The sequence below is a fragment of the Streptomyces sp. NPDC044002 genome (assembly GCF_056434525.1).
The window spans coordinates 1-23,088 of sequence record NZ_JBWKEZ010000012.1 but is presented as its reverse complement, the minus strand read 5'-3'; the positions used below and the strand labels follow the sequence as shown (position 1 = coordinate 23,088).

Genomic DNA, 23,088 nt, shown 5'->3' with positions numbered 1-23,088 from the left:
TCAGGACAGGCGCAGCGGGCCGCCGGCGAAGTACTCGGCCAGCTCCGCGGCCACGCTGGCGCGCGACGGCGGGTGGAAGGCCAGGGCGCGGACCGCGGAGGCCAGGTAGGCCACGTCCCCCGAACGGATGTAGGCCATCCCGCCGAGCATCTCCACGGCCTGGTCGACGGTCTGGGCGAGCAGGTCCTGGGTGGTGTAGCGGGCGGTGAGCACCGCCGCCACCGCCTCGTCGCCCCCGGTGCCGTCCTCCAGCGAGCGGGCCGCGCCCTCGACGAGGGAGACCGCCGCGTCCAGCCGCAGCGCCAGCTGCGCCCGCTCCGGGGCGCTGCCCCGCCCGCCGGCCAGCACCTGTGCGACCAGGGCGGACGCGGCCCCGACGTACGAGGAGGTGGCGAGGAGCTCGAACCAGGTGAACCCGGCCGTCTGGAGGTCGTCGAGGCGGTCGGCGTCCTCGGGGGTGCTGTGGATGACGAGGTCCTCGGGCACCTCCACGTCGGTCAGCCGCACCTCGTGGCTCTGCGAGGCGGCCAGCACCGGCGTCGCCCAGAACGGCCGGGTCGTGACGCCGGGGGAGGAGGCCGGGATCAGCATCAGCGCCAGCGCGGAGCGCCCGTCCACCTCCGTCACCTGCACGCTCGCCGTCAGCACGTCCATCGAACCGGACAGGCTGCACGGCTTCTTCGAGCCGTTGACCCGGTAGCCGCCCGGGGTGCGCTCCGCGACGACCGACGGCGCCAGGATGTTCTGGTCGGTACGGCCCTCCGCCCAGCCGGACGCCAGCAGCAGCCCGTCCGAGGCCACCGCGGACATCAGCTTCAGCTGGGCCGGGGTGAGCCGGCCGGTGGCCTCCGCCAGCCGGAACAGCATCGCCACCGTGAAGTGGTGCATGGTCGTGGCCACGCCCAGGGAGGGCGAGAGCGAGGCGATCGCCCGCTGCACCCGGACCGCCTCCAGCGGACCGGCGGCCGCGCCGCCGTACGCGGCCGGCACGAGCAGCCCGGGACCGCCGTGCTCGCGGTACAGCTCCAGCACCGGGCTGTCCGCGCCCTCGCGGGCCGTGAGCGGCAGCTCTTCGAGTGCGTCGAGAAGGCCTGCGTGGAATTGCTCGCAGACCCCGCGCGCTGTCGTCAGGGAACGCATCGCCGTGTTCTCCTCGGGCTCACTCGTATTCACCGTATGTGCCGTCCGGATCGCCGTTCAATTCCGGTGATCCGGAAATCAAAATGCAATGGGGAGTCTTTCACTCACCATCTGACTGAGGCCTGACGCCCATCTGACCAGCGCTTTCAACTGACCCGCTGCTGACCTGCGGCTGACCGGAAGGGCCTTCGGGGGTTGTGGTGGGCGGCCCCGCGTGCCATAAGTGAGGAAGTTGCCGGCGCGAGAATGGATCTGAAATGACCGGAACGGTTCTGGATACGGATGCGGCGCTCGACGCCATCCGGGAGTACGCGGACGCGGGAAATCCCAGCGCGTATTTCGCCTTCAGCGACGGGAACAGCCATTTCCGGCTCCCGGACGTCCCCGGGGTGATCGTCTACCGCGCCGTCGGCCGCTACCTGGTCCAGTTCGGCGGCCCGTTCGCCCCCTTCGCCCCCGCCGGCCCGGACGGCCCCCGGGCCCGGCTGCTTGCGGCCTTCGTCCGCTTCGCCGCCGAGCAGGGCCGCGAGATCGTGTCCGTACAGCTCCAGGGCGCGGACGCCGACGTCTACGTGGACCAGGGCTTCACGGTGAACCAGATGGGCGCCTCGTACGCCGTCGACCTGGAGGCCTTCACCCTGGCCGGCACCAAGTTCATGCAGCTCCGCAACAAGATCTCCCGCGCCCTGCGCAGCGGCCTGGAGATCAGGGAGGTCGCGTACGCGGACTACGCGGACTACGCCGACCGGATCGCGGCACTCGACACCGCCTGGCTCTCCACCAAGGGCGAGGGCGTCAAGCCCCTGGAGTTCCTCGTCGGCCAGACCGGCGGCCGCTACCAGCACCTGCGCCGCCTCTTCGCCGCCGTCCGCGACGGCGAGCTGATCGGCTACGTCTCGTACGCCCCCGTCTACGGCCCGCAGGCCGGCTGGATGCACGACCTGAGCCGGCGGCAGCCGGACTCCCCGCCCGGGGTGATGGAGGCCCTCAACAAGGCCGCGATCGACGTGTTCACCGCCGAGGGCACCCGCTGGCTGCACTTCGGCTTCACCCCCTTCACCTCCCTGACGGCCCCGCAGTTCCCGGGCCACAGCCGGGGCTTCCACTGGTTCATGCAGCACCTGTGGGAGCACGGCGCGCACATCTACCCGGCGCGCACGCAGCTGGAGTACAAGCAGAAGTGGGCGCCCTCCGCGGTCCTGCCGGAGTACATCGCCTTCCAGCACGGCGCGAGCCTGCCCGCGCTGGTCCACGTCTTCCGCGCCTGCAACGCGGTCTGAGAGGGAGGTCGCACACCCATGCCGTCCGACGAGATCGAGACCCAGGGCCTGCTGGTCGTGGAACGCTTCCAGGCCTGCGCGGCCGCCCCCGACGACCTGGAGGCCGCCCGCCTCTGCGACGCGGACCTGGCCCGCCTGGACGAACTGCTGCGCGGGGCCGCGCAGTAGGCCGGTTCGCGAGGGCCCCGCCGGCACGGCCGGCGGGGCTTTTCGCGCGCACGGGGAAACAGAGGAGGGGGCGGCGGGGGAGAGGTGCTCCCCGCCGCCCCCTCGGGGGGTGTTCCGGCGGTGTTGTCCGGCGATGTCCCGGCGCTGTTCCGGCGGTGTCCCGGCGGTGTTCCGGCGCTGTCAGCGCAGGGCCGGGCGGGTGCGCAGGAGGGTGCCGGCCGGGCCGCGGACCAGCATCGGGCGCCTGCGCAGGGCCGGTTCGGGCCCGGCGGGCCGGGACACGTGCGCCACCAGCAGGTCCTGCACCACCGGCCCGGCCGGGCCCGCCGTCAGCTCGTGGCGCTCCCGCGCGACCGTACGCCGGTCGAACAGCAGCCCCTGCCCCGGGACCGGGGCCGCCTCCAGCAGCGGCGCGGCCCGGCCGGCGCCGAACAGCCGCACCCGGCCCGACCCGGCCCCGTCCCGCCCCACCACCGCCACCAGCCCGAACCCGCCGTCGCCCGCCCCCGGCGGCCCGGGCAGCCGCACCGGGACCGTGGTCCCGGCCGGCGCCACGGTCCGGACCCGGTGCAGCTCGATCAGCCAGTCCGCGTGGACGTCCAGCCACGGCCCGCCCAGCGCCCGCCGCAGCAGCGCCGCCATCCCCGCCTCCAGCCGCCGGTCCGCCCCGTCGTACGGGACGTCGTACGGGACGGCGTAGGAGGGGACGGGCAGGAAGAGCCAGTCGTCGTCCGCCGTCCAGGACATCCGCAGCCGTACGACCCCGTAGCCGTATGCGTTCGCGTACGCGGGTTCGGCGAAGGCGGACGTCACCGCCCCGGGGACCGGGTCCAGCCCGACCAGCGCGAAGCCGTGCTCCCGCAGAGACACGGCGGCTCAGCCCGCGGCGACCGGCGTGCGCTCGGCGAGCGCGCCCTCGGCGGCGGGCCGTGCCAGCTCCAGGCGCTCGTCGAGGTGGCGGGCCGAGGAGTTGGCGCGCCACAGTGCCCCGCGGGCGATGCCCCGGCGCATGTAGGCGGAGTCGGCGCTCGGGATGACCACGTTGTGGAACCAGCCCGCGGCGTGCTGCGAGTCGATGGTGATGTGCAGGCGGTGGTAGGTGATCCCGACCTCCGGCAGGCCCAGGCGCTCCCAGGCCCGTACGACGTTGCGGAACCGGTCGGGCGCCAGCCACTCCGTCATGCCGAGGAAGCCGACCGCCTCCGGGTACAGGTGCCGGTAGCGGCACAGCAGCACCGCGAGGTTCCCGGAGTGCAGGTCGGTGGTGGTCATGGCGGCTTCCAGGTCCTCGGGGCGGACGTCGAAGACCTCGTAGATCTTGTTGAAGAGGTGGGTGTGCACCGCCTCCGGATCGCCGTTGCCCATCTCGTCCCAGTAGTTGCCGGCGATCTCCATCTTGCTGGCGCCGACCGTGCCGATCTGCATCATCGCGAGGAAGTCGTCGAAGCGGCCGTCGATCAGCGACTCCTGGATGACGTACGTACGCAGGTCCTCGCTGCGCGCCTCCCGGTTGATGAAGTCCGTGTAGTACGGGTGCTTGAAGGCGCGGTGCCTGCGGACGATGCCCTTGAGCCAGGACAGGAACTGCTTGGGGTCGGCGGGCGCCGACTCCAGCAGGCCGGGCTCCAGGTGGGCGTCCTCGGCCTGGAGCGTGGCGTTCTCCAGCAGCCGGGTGACCTCGTGCAGCAGCACCGATCCCTCGGCGCTGGGGCGGTCGGGTATCTGCATCACCGTCTGGTAGATGCGGGAGAGGAGCAGCTGCTGGTGGTAGTGGGCGTCCTCGCGGTGGGGGCCGGGGCCGGCCGCGGCGGCGTTCATGTCGGTGACGGCCTCGACGATGCGGGAGCGTTCGCCCGTGAACTTGGCGTCGATCTCGTCGGCGTCCACGGTCAGCCAGGACGAAACCTCCTCGACGAGCGCGGCGGCGTCGGTCCTGGGGATGGCAGTGCGGGTGCGGATCGCGGGCATGTTGGGGTGGTCGCTGGTGGGCAACTGCGTCTCCATGTCTCTCGGGGTCCCTCGGGCAGACGACGCCGTGTTCGGGGTCGCGCGGGTTGAGGAAGAGGGGCGAGGAAGAGGGGCGCTGAAGGGGCCGTGCCGTGTACGTACGCACGGGGCCCCTCATGCCAAAGCACGCGCATCCCTCGTCGTCGTATCGGGATGCGCGTGCCTGGGATGAGCACCTGCGGAGAGGGCAGGATTCGAACCTGCGTGGGCAGAGCCCGTCCGGCGAAGTGCCGGACCCCATTCGGCCGCTTTGGGTACCTCTCCAACGGCCTTTCTCTGCCATCAGCTTGGCACGGTCCGGCTGACACGGTGCTGATGAAATTCTGAGATGGTAATTGCCGGTATCGGTCAGGGGCGCATCAGCGTCGGCTGGGATAGTGAAGGGCGATCGATCGACCGAACTGCTTCGAACTGCTACGAACTACTTCGCAGGGAGTTCCCGTGAGCGCCGAGACCGCCAAAATCGCCGTTTCCCGTCTCTACAACGACGAGAACGGCGAATCGCATTTCATCGACGAGACGCTGGAGGTGACGGCCCTCAATTTCGCCCCGCCCGCGCCGTCGCTCTTCGTCTCCGAGGGCGTGCCGGCCAAGCAGGCCGTCTACCTCTACATCCCGGCCGGCTGGTTCGGCGACTTCCACCCGGCCCCGCGCCGCCAGATCATGACGCTGGTCAGCGGAAAGATGGAGTGCGGGGTCAGCGACGGCACCTGGCGCACGTTCATCCCCGGCAACACCCAGCTGGTCGAGGACACGCAGGGCAAGGGACACGCCACCAAGGCCCTGGAGGACTGCGTGATGATCGTCTCCCAGCTCGCCGACTGACGCCGACTGACGCCGGCCGCACATGCGGGAAGGGGCACGGTCCGGAATTCCGGACCGTGCCCCTTCCCGTTGAGGATCTGTCCCTTGTGCCTTGTCCCTGTCCCTTATCCCTTGACGTATCCGAAGCTCTCGGCGAGGAGACCGTTCTCCAGGCGGTGCACGTTCACCCCGCGTACGAAGTCCCGCGCACCATTGCCCCAGCGCAGCGTCCAGCGGCAGACGGAGCGCTCGCCGGCCACCCAGACGTCCTCGACCTCGAAGGTCATGTGCTCGTTGCCCGCGATCGAGGTCCAGAACTGCAGACATTCGTCATAACCGGCGTGCTTCGAGCCGTCCGGGGCGGGACCGGAGTTCTCCAGCCGGCAGTTCGGGGCGAGGATGTCCTTCAGCAGGCCGGGGTCGTGCAGCTGGAATGCCTGGTTGAACTGTTCGATAACCTTGCGCGTCTGCTCATCGGACATTTCGGAACTCCTCATGTCTCGGTACGGTTGGCGGCCCGCCGCCTGGGTCAGGCGAGGCCACAGGAGAAAGTAATACAGTCCAACGGCCCCCTGTCCAAGTCTTTGGAACATCCGGCCATTTGAGTCAGTCGCACGTCAGTGCCAGCCGCCTAGCTTCGTACTATGACCACAGCAGACAGTGCGCCTCTCGCATTGGCCTATCAGCAGGCCATCGAATATCTGGCGGGTCTCGCCGATCGGCCGGTGGGTGCCACTGCCGGCTCGGAACAATTGCTGAAAATGTTCGGTGGCCCGCTGCCCGAAGGCCCGGCCGACCCGACCGGGACCATCGAGGTCCTGGGCCGCGCGGTCGCCGAAGGCGGCATCCCGACCGCCAACGGCCCCCGCTACTTCGGCTACGTCACCGGCGGCACCCTCCCGGTCGCGATCGCCACGGACTGGCTGGTGGCGGCCTACGACCAGACCGCCAGCCTCTACAACCTCTCCCCGGCCATCGCCGTCGCCGAGGACGTCGCCGCGCAGTGGGTGCTGGAGCTGCTGGGCCTCCCCGCCCACGCCTCCGTCGGCTTCCCCACCGGCTGCACCATGGCCCACCTGACCTCGCTCGCGGCCGCCCGCCACAAGCTCCTCGCCGAGGCCGGCTGGGACGTGGAGCGCGACGGCCTGGGCGGCGCGCCCGAGGTGGCCATCGTCGCCGGTGCCCAGCACCACATGACCATCGACCTCGCAGCCCGCTACCTCGGCTTCGGCACCGCGCGCATCCGCAACGTGCCCGTCGACGACAAGGGCCGCATGGTCCCGGCCGAACTGGAGGCCACCCTCGCCGCCCTGGACGGCCCGGTGATCGTCTGCGCGCAGATCGGCGACGTCAACTCCGGTGCCATCGACCCCGTCGGGGAGATCTGCGACATCGCCCACCGGTACGGGGCGTGGGTCCACGTCGACGGCGCCTTCGGCCTCTGGGCCGCGGCCAGCCCGAAGCTCCGCCCGCTGGTGGAGGGTGTCGAACGCGCCGACTCCTGGGCCCTGGACGCCCACAAGTGGCTCAACGTGCCCTACGACTGCGGCATCGTCGTCATCGCCCACCCCGAGCCTCACCGCGCGGCCATGCTCAACGAACGCGCCGGCTACCTCCCGCCGGGTACGGACGGTGAACGCGACGCCATCGAATGGGTCCCGGACTTCTCCCGCCGCGCCCGCAGCCTCCCGGTCTGGGCGGCACTGCGCACCCTGGGCCGGAGCGGGGTCGCCGACCTGGTGGAACGGTGCTGCGCGCACGTGCGGCGATTCGCGGAGCACCTGGCCGGTGTGGAGGGGGTCGAACTCCTCAACGACGTCGTCCTCAACCAGCTCCTGGTCCGCTTCGGCGACGACGACGAGACGACCCGCCGGGTCATCGCCCGCATCCAGCGCAGCGGCGAATGCTGGTTCGGCGGCACGCTGTGGGAGGGGCGGGCGGCGATGCGCGTCTCGGTGGTGAACTGGCGGACGACGACGGAGGACGTCGACCGGAGCGCGAAGGTCGTGCTGGGGGCGCTGGCGGAGGAACTGGGGGGTGCGTGAGGCGGCGGGCTCGCTATCTCCCCCTCGAGGGGTGGGGGCGGGGCGGTGGTTGCCCACCCGCCTCCCTGGGTGCGGGCCGGGTGGGGTGGGGGCGGTATTCCCCTGGGCGGTCTCGGGGGTGGTTGGGGGTTTCCCGTCAGTCCCATCGTCCTTCCGTGTCGTGCCGGCCTGTCAAGGGCGCTCCTTCGTCGCGTCACTTCGTGATCGCCTTCGGCGACCCTTGACAGGCCGACCCGCCCCGGAAAGCCGAAAGACTGCCGGGAAACCCCCAAAGGAACGGCACGGTCCAGAGGGGGAGGGACGGGTTTCTGTGGACGAGGCGAGGGGTCGGGGCGGGCTACCTGCACCTGAGGTTGACCTGGTCCCCCTGCGGCGCACCCGGGCGCGACAGATCGCTACGCGCTCCTCGTATTTCGGCGTCCGGCGGCTGTGTTGGGCTGGTCGATCTCGGGTCCGGTGCGTGGGGTCAACGGTCGGACCATCGCCGTGAGGACGGGGGAGTCCGGGGCCGGCTGGACCGGGCCGATCGCCTTGTAGCCCCACGACTCGTAGACCCGCCTGACCTTTCCCTCGCCTGCGGCCGGGTTGACCATGAGGGATGCGTACCGGTCCGCGCGGCCGGCCAGCAGCTCGTCGTGGATCCGCCGGGCCAGGCCCGACCCCCGGAAGGCAAGCGTTACGCCGATCTCCCGGAGTGCCAGGGTTGGCGCACGGGTGTACTCCGCGTCCAGGCCGTCGCCGATCCGGCTCCACCAGAGGTCGCCGGCCTGCACGGTGTTGCCGTACGCGTAGCCGACCGGACGGTCCTCGGCGTCGAAGGCGAGCACAGCTGCGAAGCCGGGGGTGCGGCCGTAGCGTTCCAGGCGTTCGGTGACGGTCGGGACCGCGTAGTTCGGCAGGTGCAGCAGCGGTGCGCGGACGTCGGCGTAGGCCGCGATGAGCGGGGTGCGGGCCTGCTCCACGTCGGTGAACCGACACAGTCGGGTCTTCATGCGATGCCCCCTGTTGGTTCAGACCGCCCCATGCGCCGGTGCCGCTGCCTCGATGCGGCGTGCAAGCTCGATGTCGTGCTCGGCGACGTATCCACCGAGGTCGCTCGAGCTGATCGAGACCTGCACGGTCTTGTAGCCGAGCGTCGCTTCCGAGTGGTGCCCGAGGTCGTTCTGGATGGCCGCGATGTGGACGATGAACGCCGCGCCCTGGATGTGCGGGACCGAGTACGAGCGCGCGATCCTCCGGCCGTCCGTGGACCAGCCGGTCAGGTCCTTGATGCGCTCCTCGATCTGCTCCGCCGACAGAGCCTCAGCCACGGTCAAACCCCCTTGCCGATGGGTGCCAGTACCTCTGCCAAGGCCTGGCCGATCGGCTCAGCTTGCCATGGAGCCATTCCCGCTTTCACGGCGGCCAGCTCGCGCCGAGCCCGTTCCGAACCGGTCTCCATCACGATCCCGGCCGCGTGCCGCGCGAGCTCCACCGCCCGCTCCGGCTGCCGCAGGGCAGCGGCGGCAACTGCTTGTCGTCCCGTCCACACGCCGACATCCCGGCGGGACGTGGGTGGAGCCGAGGGAATGATCTGTTGCCACAACCGGTCGGCCGCATGGGCCAGGCCGAGCCGTCCGTAGCAGGTGGCACGCTGCACTTCGATGTAGTGAGGCGTCCGCAGACAAGCCGTGCCCCACGCCTCGACGTCGACCGCGTCGAGCAGGCGCCCGGCTCGGTCGAGCCGCTCGTCCACGTGCCGCCGGTCGCCGAGGAGCGAGGCCCCGTGAGCTTGTTGCTGCAGCGCGAAGACCTGGACCTCCGGTGAGAGGAGCGAAGCGTCCATGAGCGCCCCCTCGCAGAGGTCAAGCACAGCCGTTCCCATGCCCTGGTCGGTGCGTGCCATGGCGCGGTCCACCAGCGCGCACGCGACGGCTTCCCGGTCTCGTGACCGGTGAGCGAGCTCTTGCGCGACGTCGTGGCAACGCAGGGCTGTGACCGGGTCGCCGGCATCCAGGTAGAGCCACGCGGCGAAGGCGGCGTAGTGGACTCCGACCCGAGCCATTCGCTGCCGCGTGGTCCCGTCAGCCGCGTTGACCAGTTGGCTGATGAGGTCGCACTGGGCGCTGATGGTCCCGATGAGGGCGCGGGGGCCGAGCAGCATGTCCGCGCGGTAATGCCCGTCGAGTTGCTGCTCGAAGTAAGGGATGAGTGCCGGGTCGACATGTCGCGGGACGGGGATTGCGGTGGTGAGCGCAGCAGCCGTCACAGTGCCGACGAAAGTCCGGCGGTCCATTTCGGCAGCCTCCGCCATGACCGGCTGGCTTCCTGCGGAAGGCGCCTGACACCGGGCTCGGCGGGCCGCCGCCGCAGCCCGGTCCAGGTCCCCCGCCGGCACGCCGAACACTGTCGCGAGATGACGGCGCGTATCCGGAGTCGGGAGGCGCTTGTCACGCTCCCAGCGTCCGACTTCGCGTGCGTCCTTCGTGACGGTGCCAGTCACCCGGCAGTACTCGTCGGCTACCTGTTGCTGTGTCCAACCGTGCTCGTCGCGAAGCCGCTTGAGTAGCTGGCCAATGGTCTCCGCAGGCATGGTGCCTCCCGTCTGGCCCCCATTCTGGCCCCCCGAATGGTCCGTAGGGAGGCCCCTCCAGAGGGACCGGTCAGAACGCTTTCCTTGACGGAGGGCAGCTGCCCAGAAGACCCCGGCGACCGCGCGAACGGTCCCGGGGCACGGCCAACCTGAAGGAAGCAGGTCGACTTGTGAACCGTACCCCTCGCGCCTTGGGCCCGGAGCCCCCCGGATCGTTGGAGCGGTACCGCTCTCGCAGCGTGCTGAGCCTGGACACCCCTGACGGCACCGGGACCGCCCCGCTGTCCCTGCCCAGTGCGGACCTGCTCGCGCGGGCCCAGGTCGGGTGGGAGCACTTTCTGCTTGGCATGGGGTGGGAGGCGGCCGATGAGTGAGTGTTACGAGTACGTGCCGCACCGGCTGCTGCGCAAGCGGGTGCGTGACATCGCGTCCGGGGTCGAGGGGGAGCTGATGGCCGTCATCAACGAGGACGTCTCCGACAGCGGAGTCGAGCGCTGGGTCGAGCTCGCGTACATCCGGGGCGCGTGCGGGCGCGAGTTCACGACCGCCGTCGGCAACGTCGAGCCCGCCGCCTGAGCACGGAAGGACGCGGTCCCCCCTCGTTCGGGAGGGGGGACCGCGTGATCCGGGGAGCGGGTCAGTAGAGGTACGTGCCCCAGCGCTGCTCGGCGCGGCCGTTGCACGGTTCCACGGTGATCGTGTTGCCGTGACCGTTGTCGGTCAGGCAGTCGTTGCGCTTGTTCGCCGAGAAGATCTCGTACCAGCCGTCGCCCTTGCCTATGAAGATCCACTTGCTGTTGTTGGTGGCGTCGTAGTGGTAGAGCTGGGCGGACCGGTTGTCGGCGCCGGACAGGTTCAGTACCTGGCCGTCCTTGACACGGCTGGTGAGGGCGTAGGTCGAAATTCCGTCGGAGGTGTTCTCCTTCGGGTCCAGACGCCAGCCCTGCGATGCCTCGTTGCGGTTGTGCTGTCCCCATGCCTGGACCTTGTTGCCGTCGCCCGTGCCGCCGCCGGCGTCGTCGATCGCCCGTCCGGTTCCCTGGTTGATCATCGTGATCCACGCACCGTCGGGGTGATTGCCGCGGCTGCCGTTGTTGCCCGCCCCGCGTGTTCCGAGGTCACCGCCACCGCCGCCTGCGCCGTTGGTCTGGGGCCAGCCGTTCGGGGTGATGGCCCACAGGACCGAGTTGTCGGACCTGTGGATCACGAGGTTGCCGTCGTCCTGGATCTGGACCCAGGAGTTCTGGTTGTTGTGCGTTCCGGTGGACCACAGCGGGGTGTTGTTGGCGGTGGAGAGCACCAGGTTGCCGTCCCACTGCATGGTGAGGTGGTCGCCCCGGCCGACCGTGTTGCTGGCGTGGAGGACGCGCGTGCGGGCGGCGTCGGCGTACTCCACGAGGTTGCCGTCGTCCTGCATGGCGAGGGTGTGGCCGTTCGAGGAGACGAGCTGCTGGCCCTTCGAGAGGGTCTGGCCGGAGGAGAGCATGGAGTTTCCGCCCATGTGCGGCGAGCTCCGGCTGGTGAACTGGAGCTGGCCCCTCATGGGCCCGAAGATGCTGGGCCCGACGGGGGTGGCGTTGCCGTGGATGCCGCCGTTCGACGAGGTGGAGGCCGTGAACGAGGAGCCCGACATCCAGGCCAGGGTCCCCTGGAAGTCGGCGGTGCCGCGGTCGAAGATGTAGACGCCGTACGAGTAGCCGTTGACGGTGCCCGAGCGGAACAAGGGGGTGTTGTTTATGCCCGGGCCGCCCTGCAGGTTGCCGGTCAGGACGTTCTTCGCGCCGAAGTCGTGCTCCAGGTAGACCACGACGATGTTGTACTTGTAGTTGGTGTCCTGGTCGACCTGGTTCAGCATCTCGTTGACGAACGACTTGTACCGGTCGTTGTTCTGGAACGCCTCGAAGATCTTGTCTATGCCCCAGGTCACCGCGCTGAGCACGTCGCCGCCGCCCGAGTGCGGGTTGCGCACGCCGGTGCCGATCTGGCTGATCGTGCCGTTTCCGGCTCCGGGCGTTCCGGGGGTCGTGTCCGCCAGGGCGGCGGGGGCGGAGACCGCCATCGCGCCTGCGATGGCCATGGTGACGACGGCGGTCTTGAATCCGTTGCGGATCTTGTTCACGGTCATTCCTTTTCGTTTTGGCTCTTCGGGGCCCCGAGGGCCAGCAGCAGGACCCGGGATCCGGCGCTGTGGCGTGGCGTGCAGACCGAACCGGCCGGTGCGTACAGGGCGGCCCCCGTCCGGAGGCGCAGGGTCAGCGCTGATCCGGTGGGAGGGGCGATGTGCCAGGTGCCGGATCCGCCGAGCTGGCAGACCAGCAGGTCGTGTGGGATGCGGGTGTCACCGAAGACGTGGGGCAGGACTCCGACCGGGCGGTCCAGCCGTCTGGCCAGGGCCGGCGGCAGGAACTCCGCCAGGGCGCCCGGGTCCGGCGGCTCGTGTTCCAGCCACATCAGGCCCGGGCTTCGGCCGAGGTGGACGGAGACGAACAGCACGACCTCCTCGACGAGGAGGGATTCCGTCCCTTCGGGGACCTGGGCGGTGCTCGGCATCCGGGGCGGCCTTCCTGAACTCCGGACCGGCGGCAACTGCCCGTCTCGGAGGCCCGTTTGGTGGTCGGGGTGACGGACAGAATCCTGCGCCGCGTGCGGCCGCGGGAAAATCCGCGACAAACCGGCCCCGTACGGTCGGCCCCGTACGGTCGGCCCCGTTCCCCAGGTCCCGGATTCACGCCCCCCGGGGGCGGCGGTCAGCAGTCTTCGGTGAGGAGGCCTGCCTGTGCGGCGGCCGCGCCGGCCTGGAAGCGGCTGTCGGCGCCGAGCCGGTCCATGATGTCGGCGATGTGGCGCCGGGCCGTACGCAGGGACATGCCCAGGCGGCGCGCGATGGCCTCGTCCTTCAGGCCCGCGCCGAGCAGCCGCAGGATGGTCCGGTCGATCTCGCGGGCGACCTGCTCCAGGCCCTGGCCGGCGGCGTCGGCGAACACGGTGGCCTGCTCCCAGGAGTGCTCGAACAGCTCGCACAGGTAGGTGACGGTGTGCGGCTCGCGCACCACCACCGCACCCCAACTGCCGTCGCTCAGAGGCAGGAAGGCCGTCTCCCGGTCGTACACGACCAGTCGGCCGAACAGGTCGTGGGCCGTACGGTGCTCGGCCCCCAGGGCCGACGCGGCGGCGACGTAGGCCTGGGTGGGGGCGTGGAAGCGGGAGGTGTGAGGGTGCAGGACCCGCAGCCGGATCCCCCGCTCCAGCAGGGGCCGGTCGCGCTCCAGCGTGTCGTGCAGGGTCTCGGGAGTGCGGAAACCGCCGGCGGGCTGGCAGGTGAAGACCTCGCTCCGGCAGGCCGCGGCGGCCCGGGTCATCAAGGTGCGCACCGTCTGCATCCCGGAGACGACCTCCAGCGCGCCGCCCGCCGCCAGCGTCCCGCGCTGGTAGGCGGAGGTGAACTGCTGGAGCTGCCGGCGCATCCGGAAGAGCTCGTACTGGCGGGTGCGGATCTCGTCCTCGACCGGGGCGGCCAGTTGCGCGGCCGCCACCTCGGGGGCCACCGCGTAGCCGGCACCGGGCTCTTCCGGGTCGGCGTGCACGAGCCGGGCCGCCAGCAGCCGCTCCAGCGCGGCAGCCGTCTCCTCCACACCCAGGCCGAGCTCCTCGGCCGCGGCCGCGGCGTCGAGGCGGCGGTGCTCGGCGAGCCACTGGTAGACCGCCCGATCTGTATCTTCGAAGACCGTCAGGTCCGATATCCACCCAGGAAGGTGCTCTTCGTCCACTTCGTCCCCCGCTCCTCTTGCTGCCACGTAACTTTAGTGACGGGCGGGACTCGTAGCTCCGGAGCCCGGCGGCGGCCATGCTGAACGTGTCCCCGGCTCCGGCACTTTCGTCGGCGTCCGGGGTCCCCTTCCGGTTTGACCAGCCAGAACCGACCAACGGAGTCCTTCGTGAAGCTCAAGCGCCTTGCCCTCACCGCCCTCACCGCGGCCCTGCTCACCGTGGGCGTCCCGGCCGCGGCGCACGCCGGCACCACCCCGCCGGTGATCGACCCGGACCGGGGAGCGGGAAGGTGCCGCGTGGTGACGGAGGAGGAGCTGCTGGAGCGGTTCGGGCCGGAAGGGCTCGCCCTCATGAGGGCGAACGGGGTGCTCCCGGCGACCGGGCCGGTGTGGCTGTGCTCCGGAGGCGGATCCGGCAACGGCTGGGGGCCGGTGCCCCCGCGCGACAAGATCGTCTGACGGCTACTTACCAGGACACGGAGAACGGCCATGACCGCGCACCCCGCAGCCCTTCCCACGTTCACGGCCCGCGAGCAGGAACTCCTCGGGCACCTCACACAGGGGGCCACCGACCGGGCCATCGCCCGCCACATGGCGCTCAGCCCCCACACCGTCGACACCTACCTGCGCCGCCTGCGCCACAAGACCGGCACGAGCAACCGCATCCAGCTCGCCATCGTCGCCCACACCGCCCTGCACTCCCCGTGACGGAGCCCCGACGGCGACGCCTGCGGCGGTCAGGGCCGCAGGCCGAGGACCCCGCGGGGGGTGCCGACGCCGGTGGGGCCGTCGTAGCCGCGCACCGCCCGGCACAGGTAGGTGTTGCCGGGGCAGGTGACCCCGGCGATGCCGCGGTCCACGTCCCAGAAGCGCAGGCGGTGGGCGTAGGGGTAGGAGTTGGGCCGGTCGGCCGGGCCGGGGGTGCCGGCCAAGGCGTACATGGAGGCGATCAGCGGCGAGGACGCGCTGGTGCCACCGATCACCTTCCATCCGGAACCACCGCCCCCGGTGGTGTCGTAGACGGACACGCCGGTGAGCGGGTCGGCGACCGCTGAGACGTCGGCCGAGGTGCGGCGCGGGCAGAGGGGGTCGGTCTGGAAGGACGGCTTCGGCTGGACCGTCGAGCAGCCGGAACCGGCGCCGGACCAAGCGGTTTCGTACCATCCGAGGCGCAGTAGCTGCGGGCCCGGCACGGGCAGGAGGTTGCGCCGGAGCGAGGTGCCCCCGGCGGACGTGACGTACTGGGAGGCGGCGGGCCAGTGGACCACGCCACCGACGTCGCCGGAGGCCGCGACGAAGGCGACGCCGGGGAAGTTGAAGTAGATCTGGTCGAGGACGGGCTGGACGTTGTTCTCACCGTTCGCGTCGACCCAGCTCATGGAGATGAACTTCGCGCCCTGGGTGCGGGCCTGGGCCACGGCCGTCAGCATGTTGCCGAACAGGTCGTTGGTCGCCTCGACGAGCAGGATCTTGCAGGCCGGGCAGGCGGCGCTCACCATGTCGATGTCCAGGGCCGTCTCCAGGGCCCAGCCGGGATCGGTGAGCGCGGGCGGCGTGGTGCCGCCGTTCTGGTTGATCTTCCGGAAGCAGCCGTTGGCTGTGGTGCAGGGGGGCAGGCCGAACGTGCTGCGGTAGACCGCCAGGTCGCTCTCGGCGGTGGGGTTGTCGAACGCGTTGATGACGGCCACCGTCTGCCCCTGACCGGCGAAACGCGGCAGTTGGTAGGCGCTGCGCAGGTCGCCGGGACCGTAGCCGGGCGGCAGGGCCCGCGGGGTGAGGCTCCGCAGCGCGGGGAGGTCGGTCCGGAGGAGGGCCAGGCAGGTGGCCCTGCCCGGACCAGGGGCGGGATCGCAGGCACGCCGGGATGCTGCTGCGCCCCCGTCCTCTTCCGCCACCGGAGCAGTTTCTCCGGTCGCCGGTGTGCGGGCGTACGCGTCGGACGGTACGAAGGCCAGGTTCGCCGCCAGGGGCAGAACCCCGAGCAGGAACGCCGCGAGGCGTGCAGCACGCATGATGCTCCTTCGTGCCGTCCGGGTGTCGGCATGGATCCGACGACATCATCGGCGGCACTTCGGACGGCGGCCGGCCGACGACACCGGAAGGGGCACCCGATGCAGTAACGGTCTCACCGCGACGGCCCACCTCGTGGGCGTGGCGGTCCGCAGGATCCGCAGGACGTCAGACCTTCTCGGCGGTCACGCGGGGGTGCTCGGCCGTGAGCTTGGAGATGTCCTCGACGTCGGACGTCAGGATCGTGACCCGGCCCGGCTGGGCAAGGGCTGTGGCGCAGAGCATGGCGTCGATCGCGTACTTGTGGCCGTGCAGGCCGGCGGCGCGGAGGAGGTCCGCAGCGGACTGGGCGAGGGCTTGGGTGAGGGGCTCGACCCGCAGCCGGGACAGCGTCCATTTCAGTGCCGCGTCATTGATCCGGGGGTGGATCACCTCTACCAGCACCGCGGCCGAGGTGATCACCGGAAGGTCGGCGTCGTGGGCGGCGGCGAGCCACTCGTGGATCTCCCGGTCGCGCTGCACGGCCTTGGCCAGGCCCTCGCTGTCCAGGATCAGGGCACCGCTCACGCCGCCGACCCGGCTCCGGTGGAGGGGCTGCCGGTGAGCCTGGCCCGCTTGGCGGCCACGGCCTCGGGGTCGGCGGGACCGTTGACCGCGTCGAAGTCGGCGATCAGCTCCTCCAGGTTGTCACGTTCGATCTGCCGCTGGGCCGCCTTCTCCAGGTAGGCGGACACGCCCCGCTTGCCGACCCGGTCCCGGATCGCCTGAAGGGTGCCCGCGGTGAGGGAAACGGAGATGCCGCTGCTGGGACCGTCGCCGGGTGGGAAGTCGATGTCGTCTTCAGCCATGACACGATTATGGCATTTTGAATGCCATAGGGCGTGCCGAGTCGTGTCTCCCCCTCCTGTGAGCCCGGCTACTGGAGGGACGACTCGTCGCAGCGGGAGACCCACTGGGTGAAGGACTCGGAGGGGTCGGTGCGGTCCGCGAGGTAGGTGCGGGTGAGGCGTTCCACGTAGTCCGGGAGGTCCGCCGCGGTCGTCTTCAGGCCGCGGAGTTTTTTGCCGAAGCCGCCTTCCTGGTCCGCCGAGAGGGAGAGGGTGCCGCCCAGGTGGATCTGGAAGCCTTCTACCTGGCGGCCGTTCTCGTCGGCGACCAGCTGGCCCTTGAGGCCGATGTCCGCGACCTGGGTGCGGGCGCAGGAGTTGGGGCAGCCGTTCACGTTGACGGTGAGGGCGGCGTCTTCGCCGGCCAGGCGTTTTTCGAGTTCGGAGACGAGGGTGGCCGCGCGTTCTTTTGTTTCTACTATCGCCAGCTTGCAGTACTCGATGCCCGTGCACGCCATCGTGTTGCGCCGCCACGGGGACGGGCGGGCCTGGAGGCCGATTTCGGCGAGGTCCGTGATCAGGGGTTCCGGGTCGGCCACGTCCAGGACCAGGAGCTTCTGGTACGGGGTGAGGCGGACGCGGCCGCTGCCGTGGGATTCGGCCAGGTCGGCCAGGGCCGCCAGCTTCGTGCCCGAGAGGCGGCCGGCCACCGGGGCCGCGCCGACGTACGAGAGGCCGTCCCGCTGGCGGTGTACGCCGATGTGGTCGATCGGGGCCGGGGGGAGGGAGGGGGCCGGGCCGTCGAGGAGGGGGCGGCCCAGGTACTCCTCCTCCAGGACCCGGCGGAACTTCTCCACGCCCCAGTCGGCGACCAGGAACTTCAGGCGGGCCCGGCTCCGCAGGCGGCGGTAGCCGTAGTCGCGGAAGAGGCGGGCCACCGCCACCCACACGTCCGGGACGTCGGAGAGGGGGACCCAGACGCCCACGTGCTGCGCCAGGATCGGGACCGTGGAGAGGCCGCCGCCCACCCACATGCCGAAACCGGGGCCGTGCTCCGGGTGGACGGCGCCCAGGAAGGCCAGGTCGTTGATCTCGTACGGGACGTCCGGCAGCCAGGACACCGCCGTCTTGTACTTGCGCGGCAGGTTGGAGAGGGAGGGGTCGCCGATGTAGCGGGCGGCGATCTCCCGTACGGCCGGGGTCGCGTCCAGGACCTCGTCCGCTCCCACCCCCGCCACCGGGCTTCCGACTATGACGCGCGGGCAGTCCCCGCAGGCTTCCGTGGTGGAGAGCCCCACCTCTTCCAGGCGCCGCCAGATCGCCGGGACGTCCTCGATCCGCACCCAGTGCAGCTGGATGTTCTGCCGGTCTGTGACGTCGGCGGTGTTGCGGGCGAAGCGCATCGAGATGTCGGCGATGGCCCGCAGCTGGGCGGCGTCGAGGGTGCCGCCGTCGCTGCGCACGCGCATCATGAAGTGCTCGTCCTCCAGCTCCTCCGGGGGGAGGGAGGCGGTCCTGCCGCCGTCGATGCCCGGCTTGCGCTGGGTGTACAGGCCCCACCAGCGCATCCGGCCGCGCAGGTCGTCGGGGGTGATGGAGGCGAAACCCTCGCGGGAGTAGATCCGTTCGATGCGGTCGCGGACCAGGAGGGGGTCCTCGACCGCCTTGAACTCCTCGTTGGGGTTGAGGGGCTCGCGCCCGTCAACGGCCCATTGGCCGTCGGGGCGCTTGGCGGCGGCGGGGCGCGCGGTTCTGGCGGTCCGGACCGGTGGCGCGGCGACTGTTTCCGTCATGGTGGTCCTGCTCCTTGTCAGGTGGTGCCGAGGTTCGAGACCGGGACGATCATGCCGCTGGGCAGCCAGCTCGCGGACGCGGTGTGGTGATGGCCGCCGGCCGCCGAGGGGCCTCCGCTGCCGGGTACGTAGAGCACGGCGGCGGCGTACAGCTTCGCGGGCGCCGGGCCCGCCGCACCGCGGGCCGCGCGCCAGGCCTCGTACCCGGCGGCGGTCGGCACCTCGCCGGGCAGGCGGGCGCCGAGCGCCGCCGCGTACTCCACGGCGGCCGGGCTGTTCGGGGCGTACCGCAGCGGGATCAGCTGGCCCGCGCTCGGCGAGAGCAGCGGGGCGGTCAGCAGCCAGGGCGCCAGGTACGTGCCCTCGGCGACGGTGCGGCCGGCCTCGACGTCGCGTACGGCGGCCTCCGCGCCCGACCAGCCGGCGGTGACCACCAGCGGCCGGCGGGCGGAGGCGTCCGGCGCCTCCACGGCGATCCCGGCCCGGGCCGCGGCGGCACGCACCTCGGCGGCGGCCGCCCGCCCGCGCGGCGAGTCGTCGCCGGCGAGGGCCAGGGAACGGACCCCGCGCCCGGCGAGGAAGGCGACGGTGTCGCGCAGCGCGGCCGCGTCCGGCTCCGTCAGGGCGTCGGACGGGCACCCGGCCGGCGCCTTCGCGCTGCCGCCCAGCACCGCCCCGGCGGCGGCGCTCGCGCACTCCGCCCCGTCGGCGCCCAGCAGCCCGGCCGGCGCCGGCTTCCCGCCCGCCCGGCCCGTGTCCACCGCCAGCGGCGCCGAGGACCCGCCGGCCGACACCCACACCCTCCCGGGCCCGGCGGGCAGTTCCACCGGGATCCACGTCAGCGTCGACCCGGGCCGCGGCCCGCCCCGCACGAGCCGCTCCCGGTCCGTCCCGGCCGAGGCTCCGGCGGCGGCGACGCCCACCAGGTTGCGCCCGGGCCGGTTCGGCACCACCAGCACCGGCACCTGCTGCCCGCCCAGCCCGAGGGAGCCGAGGAGGGGCCCGGCCGACACCCGCGCGCCCGCGGCGCCGCCGGAGGGGGCGAGGGCTCCGGCGAGGGCCGCGCACGCCACCGCCGCGGCGAAGTACGCCGTGGCGGTGGTGCGGCGGGCGAGGAGCCGCGTGCGGAGCATCAGCAGGACGCCCGCCGCCAGGGCGGCGGTCAGGACGACCGCCGCCAGGAGGACCGCGTTCACCGTCGGACGGCGCTGTCGCTGACCACGAACAGGACACCGTGCGGCTGCGCGTCGCCGAAGTCGCCGTGCGGCCACGACGCCCGGTTGAAGCCGACGCACGGCTTGCCGGTGTTCTCGTCCCGGAAGGAGCGGTCGAGGGTCACCCGGCCACGCCGGTCGAGGTCGAACATGCACACCCGGTGGTCACCGCCGCCGCCGAAGGACCCGGCGACGAAGTAGTTGGCGACCGCGATCCGGCTCACCTGGGTCGTCTCCCGGTAGACGCCGTCCGCGCCGCGCTTGAAGTTGTCCATGGCGCCCCAGTGCGGGCCGCCCGAGCTGACGTCGCGGATCGGGACGGTGCTCACCAGCTCCGGGCAGTCGCGCTCGCGGCCGCCGCGGCTCGCCTCGGCGAGCTCGTCGACCGAGCACTTGGCGCCGGTGCCGGCCGCGAGCAGCTTCTGGATGTCCAGTACGTAGATCATGCCGGTGGTCTCGTCGAGCGGCTTGCCGTACGGCACGGACTGGCCCATCACCGTGTGGAAGAGGAAGCGGTCGTCGGGGCTGACGGCCAGCCAGCTGCCGTTGTCGCCGCTGCCGGTGACCTCCTTGTCGCGCTGGAAGGACCGGTAGGCGGTGGTGTCGTCGAAGACCTCCTTCCACTGCGGGTCGGGCACGGTGATGTCCGGCGTGTAGAAGATCGCCCCGCCGGCCATCGAGGAGACGAACGCGCCCTTGTTGCCGGGCCGGTTGGTCAGCGCCGTCTCCATGACCACGCGGGACTCGCGGAAGAACGCCCGCTGTTCCTGCGCCCCGCGGGGGCCGTCGGCGACCTTCGACACCGACTTCAGGGTCGGGTTGTCCCGGTCGGTGATGTCGAAGACGCGGACCGTCTGGCGGGCCAGGTTCTCCTTCAGCGCCGAGTCGGGCGTCATGAAGTTGCGGGCCTCGGCGAAGTCGCTCGCGACCATGATGTTGAGGTCCTCGCGGACCGCGATGCCGTGCGGGTTGGCGCAGGTCGCGGCCGGCAGCGCGGGCACGTTCCCGCACTGCGCCGGGTCCTCGCCCGCCGCGGTGGCCGCCGGGATCTCCGCGATGGTCTTGCCGTCCTTGCCGATCCGTACGATCTCGCCGGGCGAGCCCGCCGCACCGTTGCCGACCCGCACCTCGCCGTTGGTGTAGGTGCAGGGGCCGGTGACGTTGGGGCCGCCCATGTACGTCCCGTACGCGGTCCCGTCGCTCAGCACCTGGTAGGCGTCGGGCAGGGTCCCGCAGGGGGTGTCGGCCGTGGTGTTGACCCCGGCGATCGTCAGCGCGGGCAGGGCCTTCGCGTCGAAGACGAACGTCGTGTCGCTCATGATGCCGCCGGCGTAGATCCGGTCGCCCTTGTGCCACACGTACTGCATGTGGTGCGGCTCGTTGCCGTTGTTCGGGCCGACGGTGACCGTGTTGGCGACCTTCCCGTACGTGGGGGAGCCCGGGGTGGCGTCGATGACGGTCAGGAAGTCGGGCGCCGGCTGCTTCGCCGGCCCGGACCAGACGAGCATCCACTGCCGGCCGGGCCCGCGCGAGGCGTCCACCAGGTGGTTGGTCGCCGTGTACGTGACGCCGTCGCTGCCCTGGAAGCTGGAGGTCCAGGTCTCGGGCGTACCGGCGGCGGCGGGGCCCGCCGCGGTGAGCAGGGAGGCGGTGAGTCCCACCGCCGACAGACAGAGCGCGAGGCGGCGTAGCAGCCTTCCTCGGCGCGGACCGTGCAGTCCGTTCAGACCTTGCAGGCTCATTTCTCCGCGTGCCCTCTCCGGGGTGTCGGCAGAATTGCCAAGGGATTTTCGGATCACTGTGGCACAAGGGCGCTGGCGGTCCGCTGATAGGAGGCTTACCGTGCCCTGACATTCGTCCGGAGGAACTCGGCATAGGTTATAAATTCTGCATACTGGCTGGTCAGCCGCGATCAGTGGACGGTCAGTGCTTTATGTGTCGGCATTGCTAATCTCGGCTCTGAGAATTCCTGCCCGGTCGCCGCGTTCCCCATTCGAAGGAGCCGCCGGATGACGACGACTCAAGTGCACGGAAATGTGAAAGAACTCGCCGAACGGGCGGGCCGGGACCTGGAGGACGCTTCCGCGCCGGACGTCCTGCGCTGGGCGGTGGAGACCTTCGGGAAGAAGTTCTGCGTGACCTCCTCGATGGAGGACGCGGTCGTCGCCCACCTGGCCTCGCGGGTGGCGCCGGGTGTGGACGTGGTGTTCCTCGACACCGGGTACCACTTCGAGGAGACGATCGGCACCCGTGACGCCGTCGGGGCGGTGATGGACGTCAACGTCATCACGCTGACCCCGCGCCGGTCGGTCGCCGAGCAGGACGCCGAGTACGGGCCGAAGCTCCACGACCGCGACCCGGACCTGTGCTGCAAGCTGCGCAAGGTCAAGCCCCTCGAAGAGGGCCTGACCGCGTACCAGGCGTGGGCGACGGGCCTGCGCCGCGACGAGTCCCCGACCCGGGCGAACACCCCGGTCGTCGGCTGGGACGAGAAGCGGGGCAAGGTCAAGGTCTCCCCGATCGCCCGCTGGACGCAGGACGACGTCGATGCGTACGTCGCCGAGCACGGGGTGCTGACGAACCCGCTGCTGATGGACGGCTACACCTCCGTCGGTTGCGCTCCCTGCACCCGCCGGGTCGCGGAGGGCGAGGACGTACGGGCCGGCCGCTGGGCCGGACGCGGCAAGACCGAGTGCGGACTCCACGGCTGATGACGGAACCCACGGAGACGGAGCGGATGGACGTGAGGGAGCAGGGAGCCACCGTGTGGCTGACGGGTCTGCCCAGCGCGGGCAAGACCACCATCGCGTACGCGCTGGCCGAGCGGCTGCGCGCCGAGGGCCACAAGGTGGAGGTGCTCGACGGGGACGAGATCCGCGAGTTCCTCTCCGCCGGTCTGGGCTTCGGCCGCGAGGACCGGCACACCAACGTGCAGCGGATCGGCTTCGTCGCCGAACTCCTCGCCGGCAACGGCGTCAAGGCGCTGGTGCCCGTCATCGCGCCGTTCGCCGACAGCCGCGAGGCCGTCCGCGAGCGGCACGCCGCCGGGGGCACCCCGTACCTGGAGGTCCATGTCGCCACCCCGGTCGAGGTGTGCTCCGAGCGCGATGTGAAGGGCCTGTACGCCAAGCAGGCGGCGGGCGAGATCTCCGGTCTGACCGGCGTCGACGACCCCTACGAGGCACCGCAGAAGCCGGACCTGCGGATCGAGTCGCACACGCAGACGGTCCGGGAATCCGCAGCCGCGCTCTTCGCGCTGCTCGAACAGAGGGGTCTCGCGTGACCACTGTCATCCCCATCAACAGGGCCGCGAGGGCGCTGAACCACCTGGACTCCATGGAGTCGGAGGCGGTGCACATCTTCCGTGAGGTGGCGGGCGAGTTCGAGAAGCCGGTGATCCTGTTCTCCGGCGGCAAGGACTCGATCGTCATGCTGCACCTGGCGCTGAAGGCGTTCGCGCC

Annotated in this window: 26 protein-coding genes and 1 tRNA gene; 10 read left to right on the top strand and 17 right to left on the bottom strand. The window is 71.2% G+C overall.

The genetic code is table 11. From position 1 onward, the window contains the following. Window positions 1-1,140: an acyl-CoA dehydrogenase family protein gene (locus tag AC07A6_RS11820; RefSeq protein ID WP_478777000.1), complete on the bottom strand. Its 1,140-nt coding sequence runs from the start codon at window positions 1,138-1,140 to the stop codon at window positions 1-3. Window positions 1,141-1,397: 257 nt separating this feature from the next. On the opposite strand from AC07A6_RS11820, the gene AC07A6_RS11815 reads away from it, so the two are divergent. Together AC07A6_RS11815 and AC07A6_RS11810 are read left to right on the top strand one after the other, a co-directional pair. After that, entirely contained in the window at window positions 1,398-2,420 is a 1,023-nt protein-coding gene (locus AC07A6_RS11815; RefSeq protein WP_478776999.1) for a bifunctional lysylphosphatidylglycerol flippase/synthetase MprF, read from the top strand. 18 nt (window positions 2,421-2,438) lie between these two features. Then, on the top strand, window positions 2,439-2,588 hold the full coding sequence (locus AC07A6_RS11810; RefSeq protein ID WP_362464276.1) for a hypothetical protein: 150 nt from the start codon (window positions 2,439-2,441) through the stop codon (window positions 2,586-2,588). A gap of 180 nt (window positions 2,589-2,768) precedes the next feature. Here the strand turns inward: AC07A6_RS11810 and AC07A6_RS11805 are convergent, their stop codons facing one another. The 3 genes from AC07A6_RS11805 to AC07A6_RS11795 form a co-directional block, all read right to left on the bottom strand. Beyond that, window positions 2,769-3,458: a hypothetical protein gene (locus tag AC07A6_RS11805; RefSeq protein ID WP_362464279.1), complete on the bottom strand. Its 690-nt coding sequence runs from the start codon at window positions 3,456-3,458 to the stop codon at window positions 2,769-2,771. A 6-nt stretch (window positions 3,459-3,464) separates the two neighbouring features. Beyond that, window positions 3,465-4,592, bottom strand: a complete 1,128-nt coding sequence (locus AC07A6_RS11800; protein ID WP_478776998.1) for an iron-containing redox enzyme family protein — start codon at window positions 4,590-4,592, stop codon at window positions 3,465-3,467. A gap of 182 nt (window positions 4,593-4,774) precedes the next feature. Beyond that, window positions 4,775-4,859 (bottom strand) — tRNA-Lys (locus AC07A6_RS11795). Window positions 4,860-5,036: 177 nt separating this feature from the next. Here AC07A6_RS11795 and AC07A6_RS11790 point away from each other — a divergent pair. After that, window positions 5,037-5,420 carry a cupin domain-containing protein gene (locus AC07A6_RS11790; RefSeq protein ID WP_331719283.1) on the top strand — a complete coding sequence of 128 codons (384 nt, stop codon included), beginning with the start codon at window positions 5,037-5,039 and terminating at the stop codon, window positions 5,418-5,420. A 104-nt stretch (window positions 5,421-5,524) separates the two neighbouring features. Here AC07A6_RS11790 and AC07A6_RS11785 read toward each other — a convergent pair whose 3' ends face one another. Then, window positions 5,525-5,881 (bottom strand): nuclear transport factor 2 family protein, encoded by a 357-nt coding sequence (locus tag AC07A6_RS11785; RefSeq protein ID WP_125815260.1) that lies wholly within the window; start codon window positions 5,879-5,881, stop codon window positions 5,525-5,527. Window positions 5,882-6,160: 279 nt separating this feature from the next. Here AC07A6_RS11785 and AC07A6_RS11780 point away from each other — a divergent pair, with 279 nt between their 5' ends. Next, a complete protein-coding gene (locus AC07A6_RS11780; protein WP_478776997.1) occupies window positions 6,161-7,444 on the top strand; it encodes a pyridoxal phosphate-dependent decarboxylase family protein in 1,284 nt (427 codons plus the stop codon). 395 nt (window positions 7,445-7,839) lie between these two features. Here the strand turns inward: AC07A6_RS11780 and AC07A6_RS11775 are convergent, their stop codons facing one another. Genes AC07A6_RS11775 through AC07A6_RS11765 form a run of 3 tightly spaced genes read right to left on the bottom strand, consistent with a single transcriptional unit; the run spans window position 7,840 to window position 10,016 of the window. Continuing rightward, window positions 7,840-8,436 carry a GNAT family N-acetyltransferase gene (locus AC07A6_RS11775; RefSeq protein ID WP_478776996.1) on the bottom strand — a complete coding sequence of 199 codons (597 nt, stop codon included), beginning with the start codon at window positions 8,434-8,436 and terminating at the stop codon, window positions 7,840-7,842. A gap of 18 nt (window positions 8,437-8,454) precedes the next feature. Further along, the gene (locus tag AC07A6_RS11770) at window positions 8,455-8,754 is read right to left on the bottom strand and encodes a 4a-hydroxytetrahydrobiopterin dehydratase (protein WP_478776995.1); all 300 of its coding nucleotides are present in this window, start codon (window positions 8,752-8,754) and stop codon (window positions 8,455-8,457) included. Window positions 8,755-8,756: 2 nt separating this feature from the next. Next, the gene (locus AC07A6_RS11765) at window positions 8,757-10,016 is read right to left on the bottom strand and encodes a helix-turn-helix domain-containing protein (protein WP_478776994.1); all 1,260 of its coding nucleotides are present in this window, start codon (window positions 10,014-10,016) and stop codon (window positions 8,757-8,759) included. A gap of 366 nt (window positions 10,017-10,382) precedes the next feature. Between AC07A6_RS11765 and AC07A6_RS11760 the strand changes: the two genes are divergently transcribed. After that, the gene (locus tag AC07A6_RS11760; RefSeq protein WP_478776993.1) at window positions 10,383-10,592 is read left to right on the top strand and encodes a hypothetical protein; all 210 of its coding nucleotides are present in this window, start codon (window positions 10,383-10,385) and stop codon (window positions 10,590-10,592) included. Between the two features lie 61 nt (window positions 10,593-10,653). Here the strand turns inward: AC07A6_RS11760 and AC07A6_RS11755 are convergent, their stop codons facing one another. The 3 genes from AC07A6_RS11755 to AC07A6_RS11745 form a co-directional block, all read right to left on the bottom strand. After that, window positions 10,654-12,135: a ricin-type beta-trefoil lectin domain protein gene (locus AC07A6_RS11755; RefSeq protein ID WP_478776992.1), complete on the bottom strand. Its 1,482-nt coding sequence runs from the start codon at window positions 12,133-12,135 to the stop codon at window positions 10,654-10,656. A gap of 2 nt (window positions 12,136-12,137) precedes the next feature. Continuing rightward, window positions 12,138-12,566: a hypothetical protein gene (locus tag AC07A6_RS11750; protein ID WP_478776991.1), complete on the bottom strand. Its 429-nt coding sequence runs from the start codon at window positions 12,564-12,566 to the stop codon at window positions 12,138-12,140. 197 nt (window positions 12,567-12,763) lie between these two features. Beyond that, window positions 12,764-13,783, bottom strand: a complete 1,020-nt coding sequence (locus AC07A6_RS11745) for a helix-turn-helix transcriptional regulator (RefSeq protein WP_478776990.1) — start codon at window positions 13,781-13,783, stop codon at window positions 12,764-12,766. Window positions 13,784-13,951: 168 nt separating this feature from the next. On the opposite strand from AC07A6_RS11745, the gene AC07A6_RS11740 reads away from it, so the two are divergent. Together AC07A6_RS11740 and AC07A6_RS11735 are read left to right on the top strand one after the other, a co-directional pair. Beyond that, entirely contained in the window at window positions 13,952-14,242 is a 291-nt protein-coding gene (locus tag AC07A6_RS11740) for a hypothetical protein (RefSeq protein WP_362464310.1), read from the top strand. 30 nt (window positions 14,243-14,272) lie between these two features. After that, window positions 14,273-14,491, top strand: a complete 219-nt coding sequence (locus AC07A6_RS11735; RefSeq protein ID WP_362464313.1) for a response regulator transcription factor — start codon at window positions 14,273-14,275, stop codon at window positions 14,489-14,491. A 29-nt stretch (window positions 14,492-14,520) separates the two neighbouring features. On the opposite strand, the gene AC07A6_RS11730 is transcribed toward AC07A6_RS11735, so the two are convergent. The 6 genes from AC07A6_RS11730 to AC07A6_RS11705 all read right to left on the bottom strand — a co-directional run bounded on the left by AC07A6_RS11730 (window position 14,521) and on the right by AC07A6_RS11705 (window position 21,369). Beyond that, on the bottom strand, window positions 14,521-15,795 hold the full coding sequence (locus AC07A6_RS11730) for a S53 family peptidase (protein WP_478776989.1): 1,275 nt from the start codon (window positions 15,793-15,795) through the stop codon (window positions 14,521-14,523). Between the two features lie 166 nt (window positions 15,796-15,961). After that, window positions 15,962-16,360 carry a PIN domain-containing protein gene (locus AC07A6_RS11725; RefSeq protein WP_478776988.1) on the bottom strand — a complete coding sequence of 133 codons (399 nt, stop codon included), beginning with the start codon at window positions 16,358-16,360 and terminating at the stop codon, window positions 15,962-15,964. Then, window positions 16,357-16,641 (bottom strand): hypothetical protein, encoded by a 285-nt coding sequence (locus tag AC07A6_RS11720; RefSeq protein ID WP_478776987.1) that lies wholly within the window; start codon window positions 16,639-16,641, stop codon window positions 16,357-16,359. The genes AC07A6_RS11725 and AC07A6_RS11720 overlap by 4 nt, the downstream gene beginning before the upstream one ends. Before the next feature lie 68 nt (window positions 16,642-16,709). After that, the gene (locus tag AC07A6_RS11715) at window positions 16,710-18,413 is read right to left on the bottom strand and encodes a nitrite/sulfite reductase (protein WP_478776986.1); all 1,704 of its coding nucleotides are present in this window, start codon (window positions 18,411-18,413) and stop codon (window positions 16,710-16,712) included. A gap of 17 nt (window positions 18,414-18,430) precedes the next feature. Continuing rightward, on the bottom strand, window positions 18,431-19,609 hold the full coding sequence (locus AC07A6_RS11710; RefSeq protein WP_478776985.1) for a hypothetical protein: 1,179 nt from the start codon (window positions 19,607-19,609) through the stop codon (window positions 18,431-18,433). Next, window positions 19,606-21,369 (bottom strand): hypothetical protein, encoded by a 1,764-nt coding sequence (locus AC07A6_RS11705; RefSeq protein ID WP_478776984.1) that lies wholly within the window; start codon window positions 21,367-21,369, stop codon window positions 19,606-19,608. Before AC07A6_RS11705 ends, AC07A6_RS11710 begins: the two co-directional genes overlap by 4 nt. A 267-nt stretch (window positions 21,370-21,636) precedes the next feature. Here AC07A6_RS11705 and AC07A6_RS11700 point away from each other — a divergent pair, with 267 nt between their 5' ends. From AC07A6_RS11700 to AC07A6_RS11690, 3 genes are all read left to right on the top strand, one after another. Then, entirely contained in the window at window positions 21,637-22,338 is a 702-nt protein-coding gene (locus tag AC07A6_RS11700; RefSeq protein WP_478776983.1) for a phosphoadenylyl-sulfate reductase, read from the top strand. Window positions 22,339-22,364: 26 nt separating this feature from the next. Beyond that, complete coding sequence (gene cysC, locus AC07A6_RS11695; RefSeq protein ID WP_478777059.1) at window positions 22,365-22,910, top strand: adenylyl-sulfate kinase; 546 nt, start codon at window positions 22,365-22,367, stop codon at window positions 22,908-22,910. Next, window positions 22,907-23,088, top strand: a 182-nt coding sequence (locus AC07A6_RS11690) for a phosphoadenosine phosphosulfate reductase domain-containing protein (protein ID WP_478776982.1), incomplete at its 3' end; no start/stop codon positions are given. The genes cysC and AC07A6_RS11690, both read left to right, overlap by 4 nt.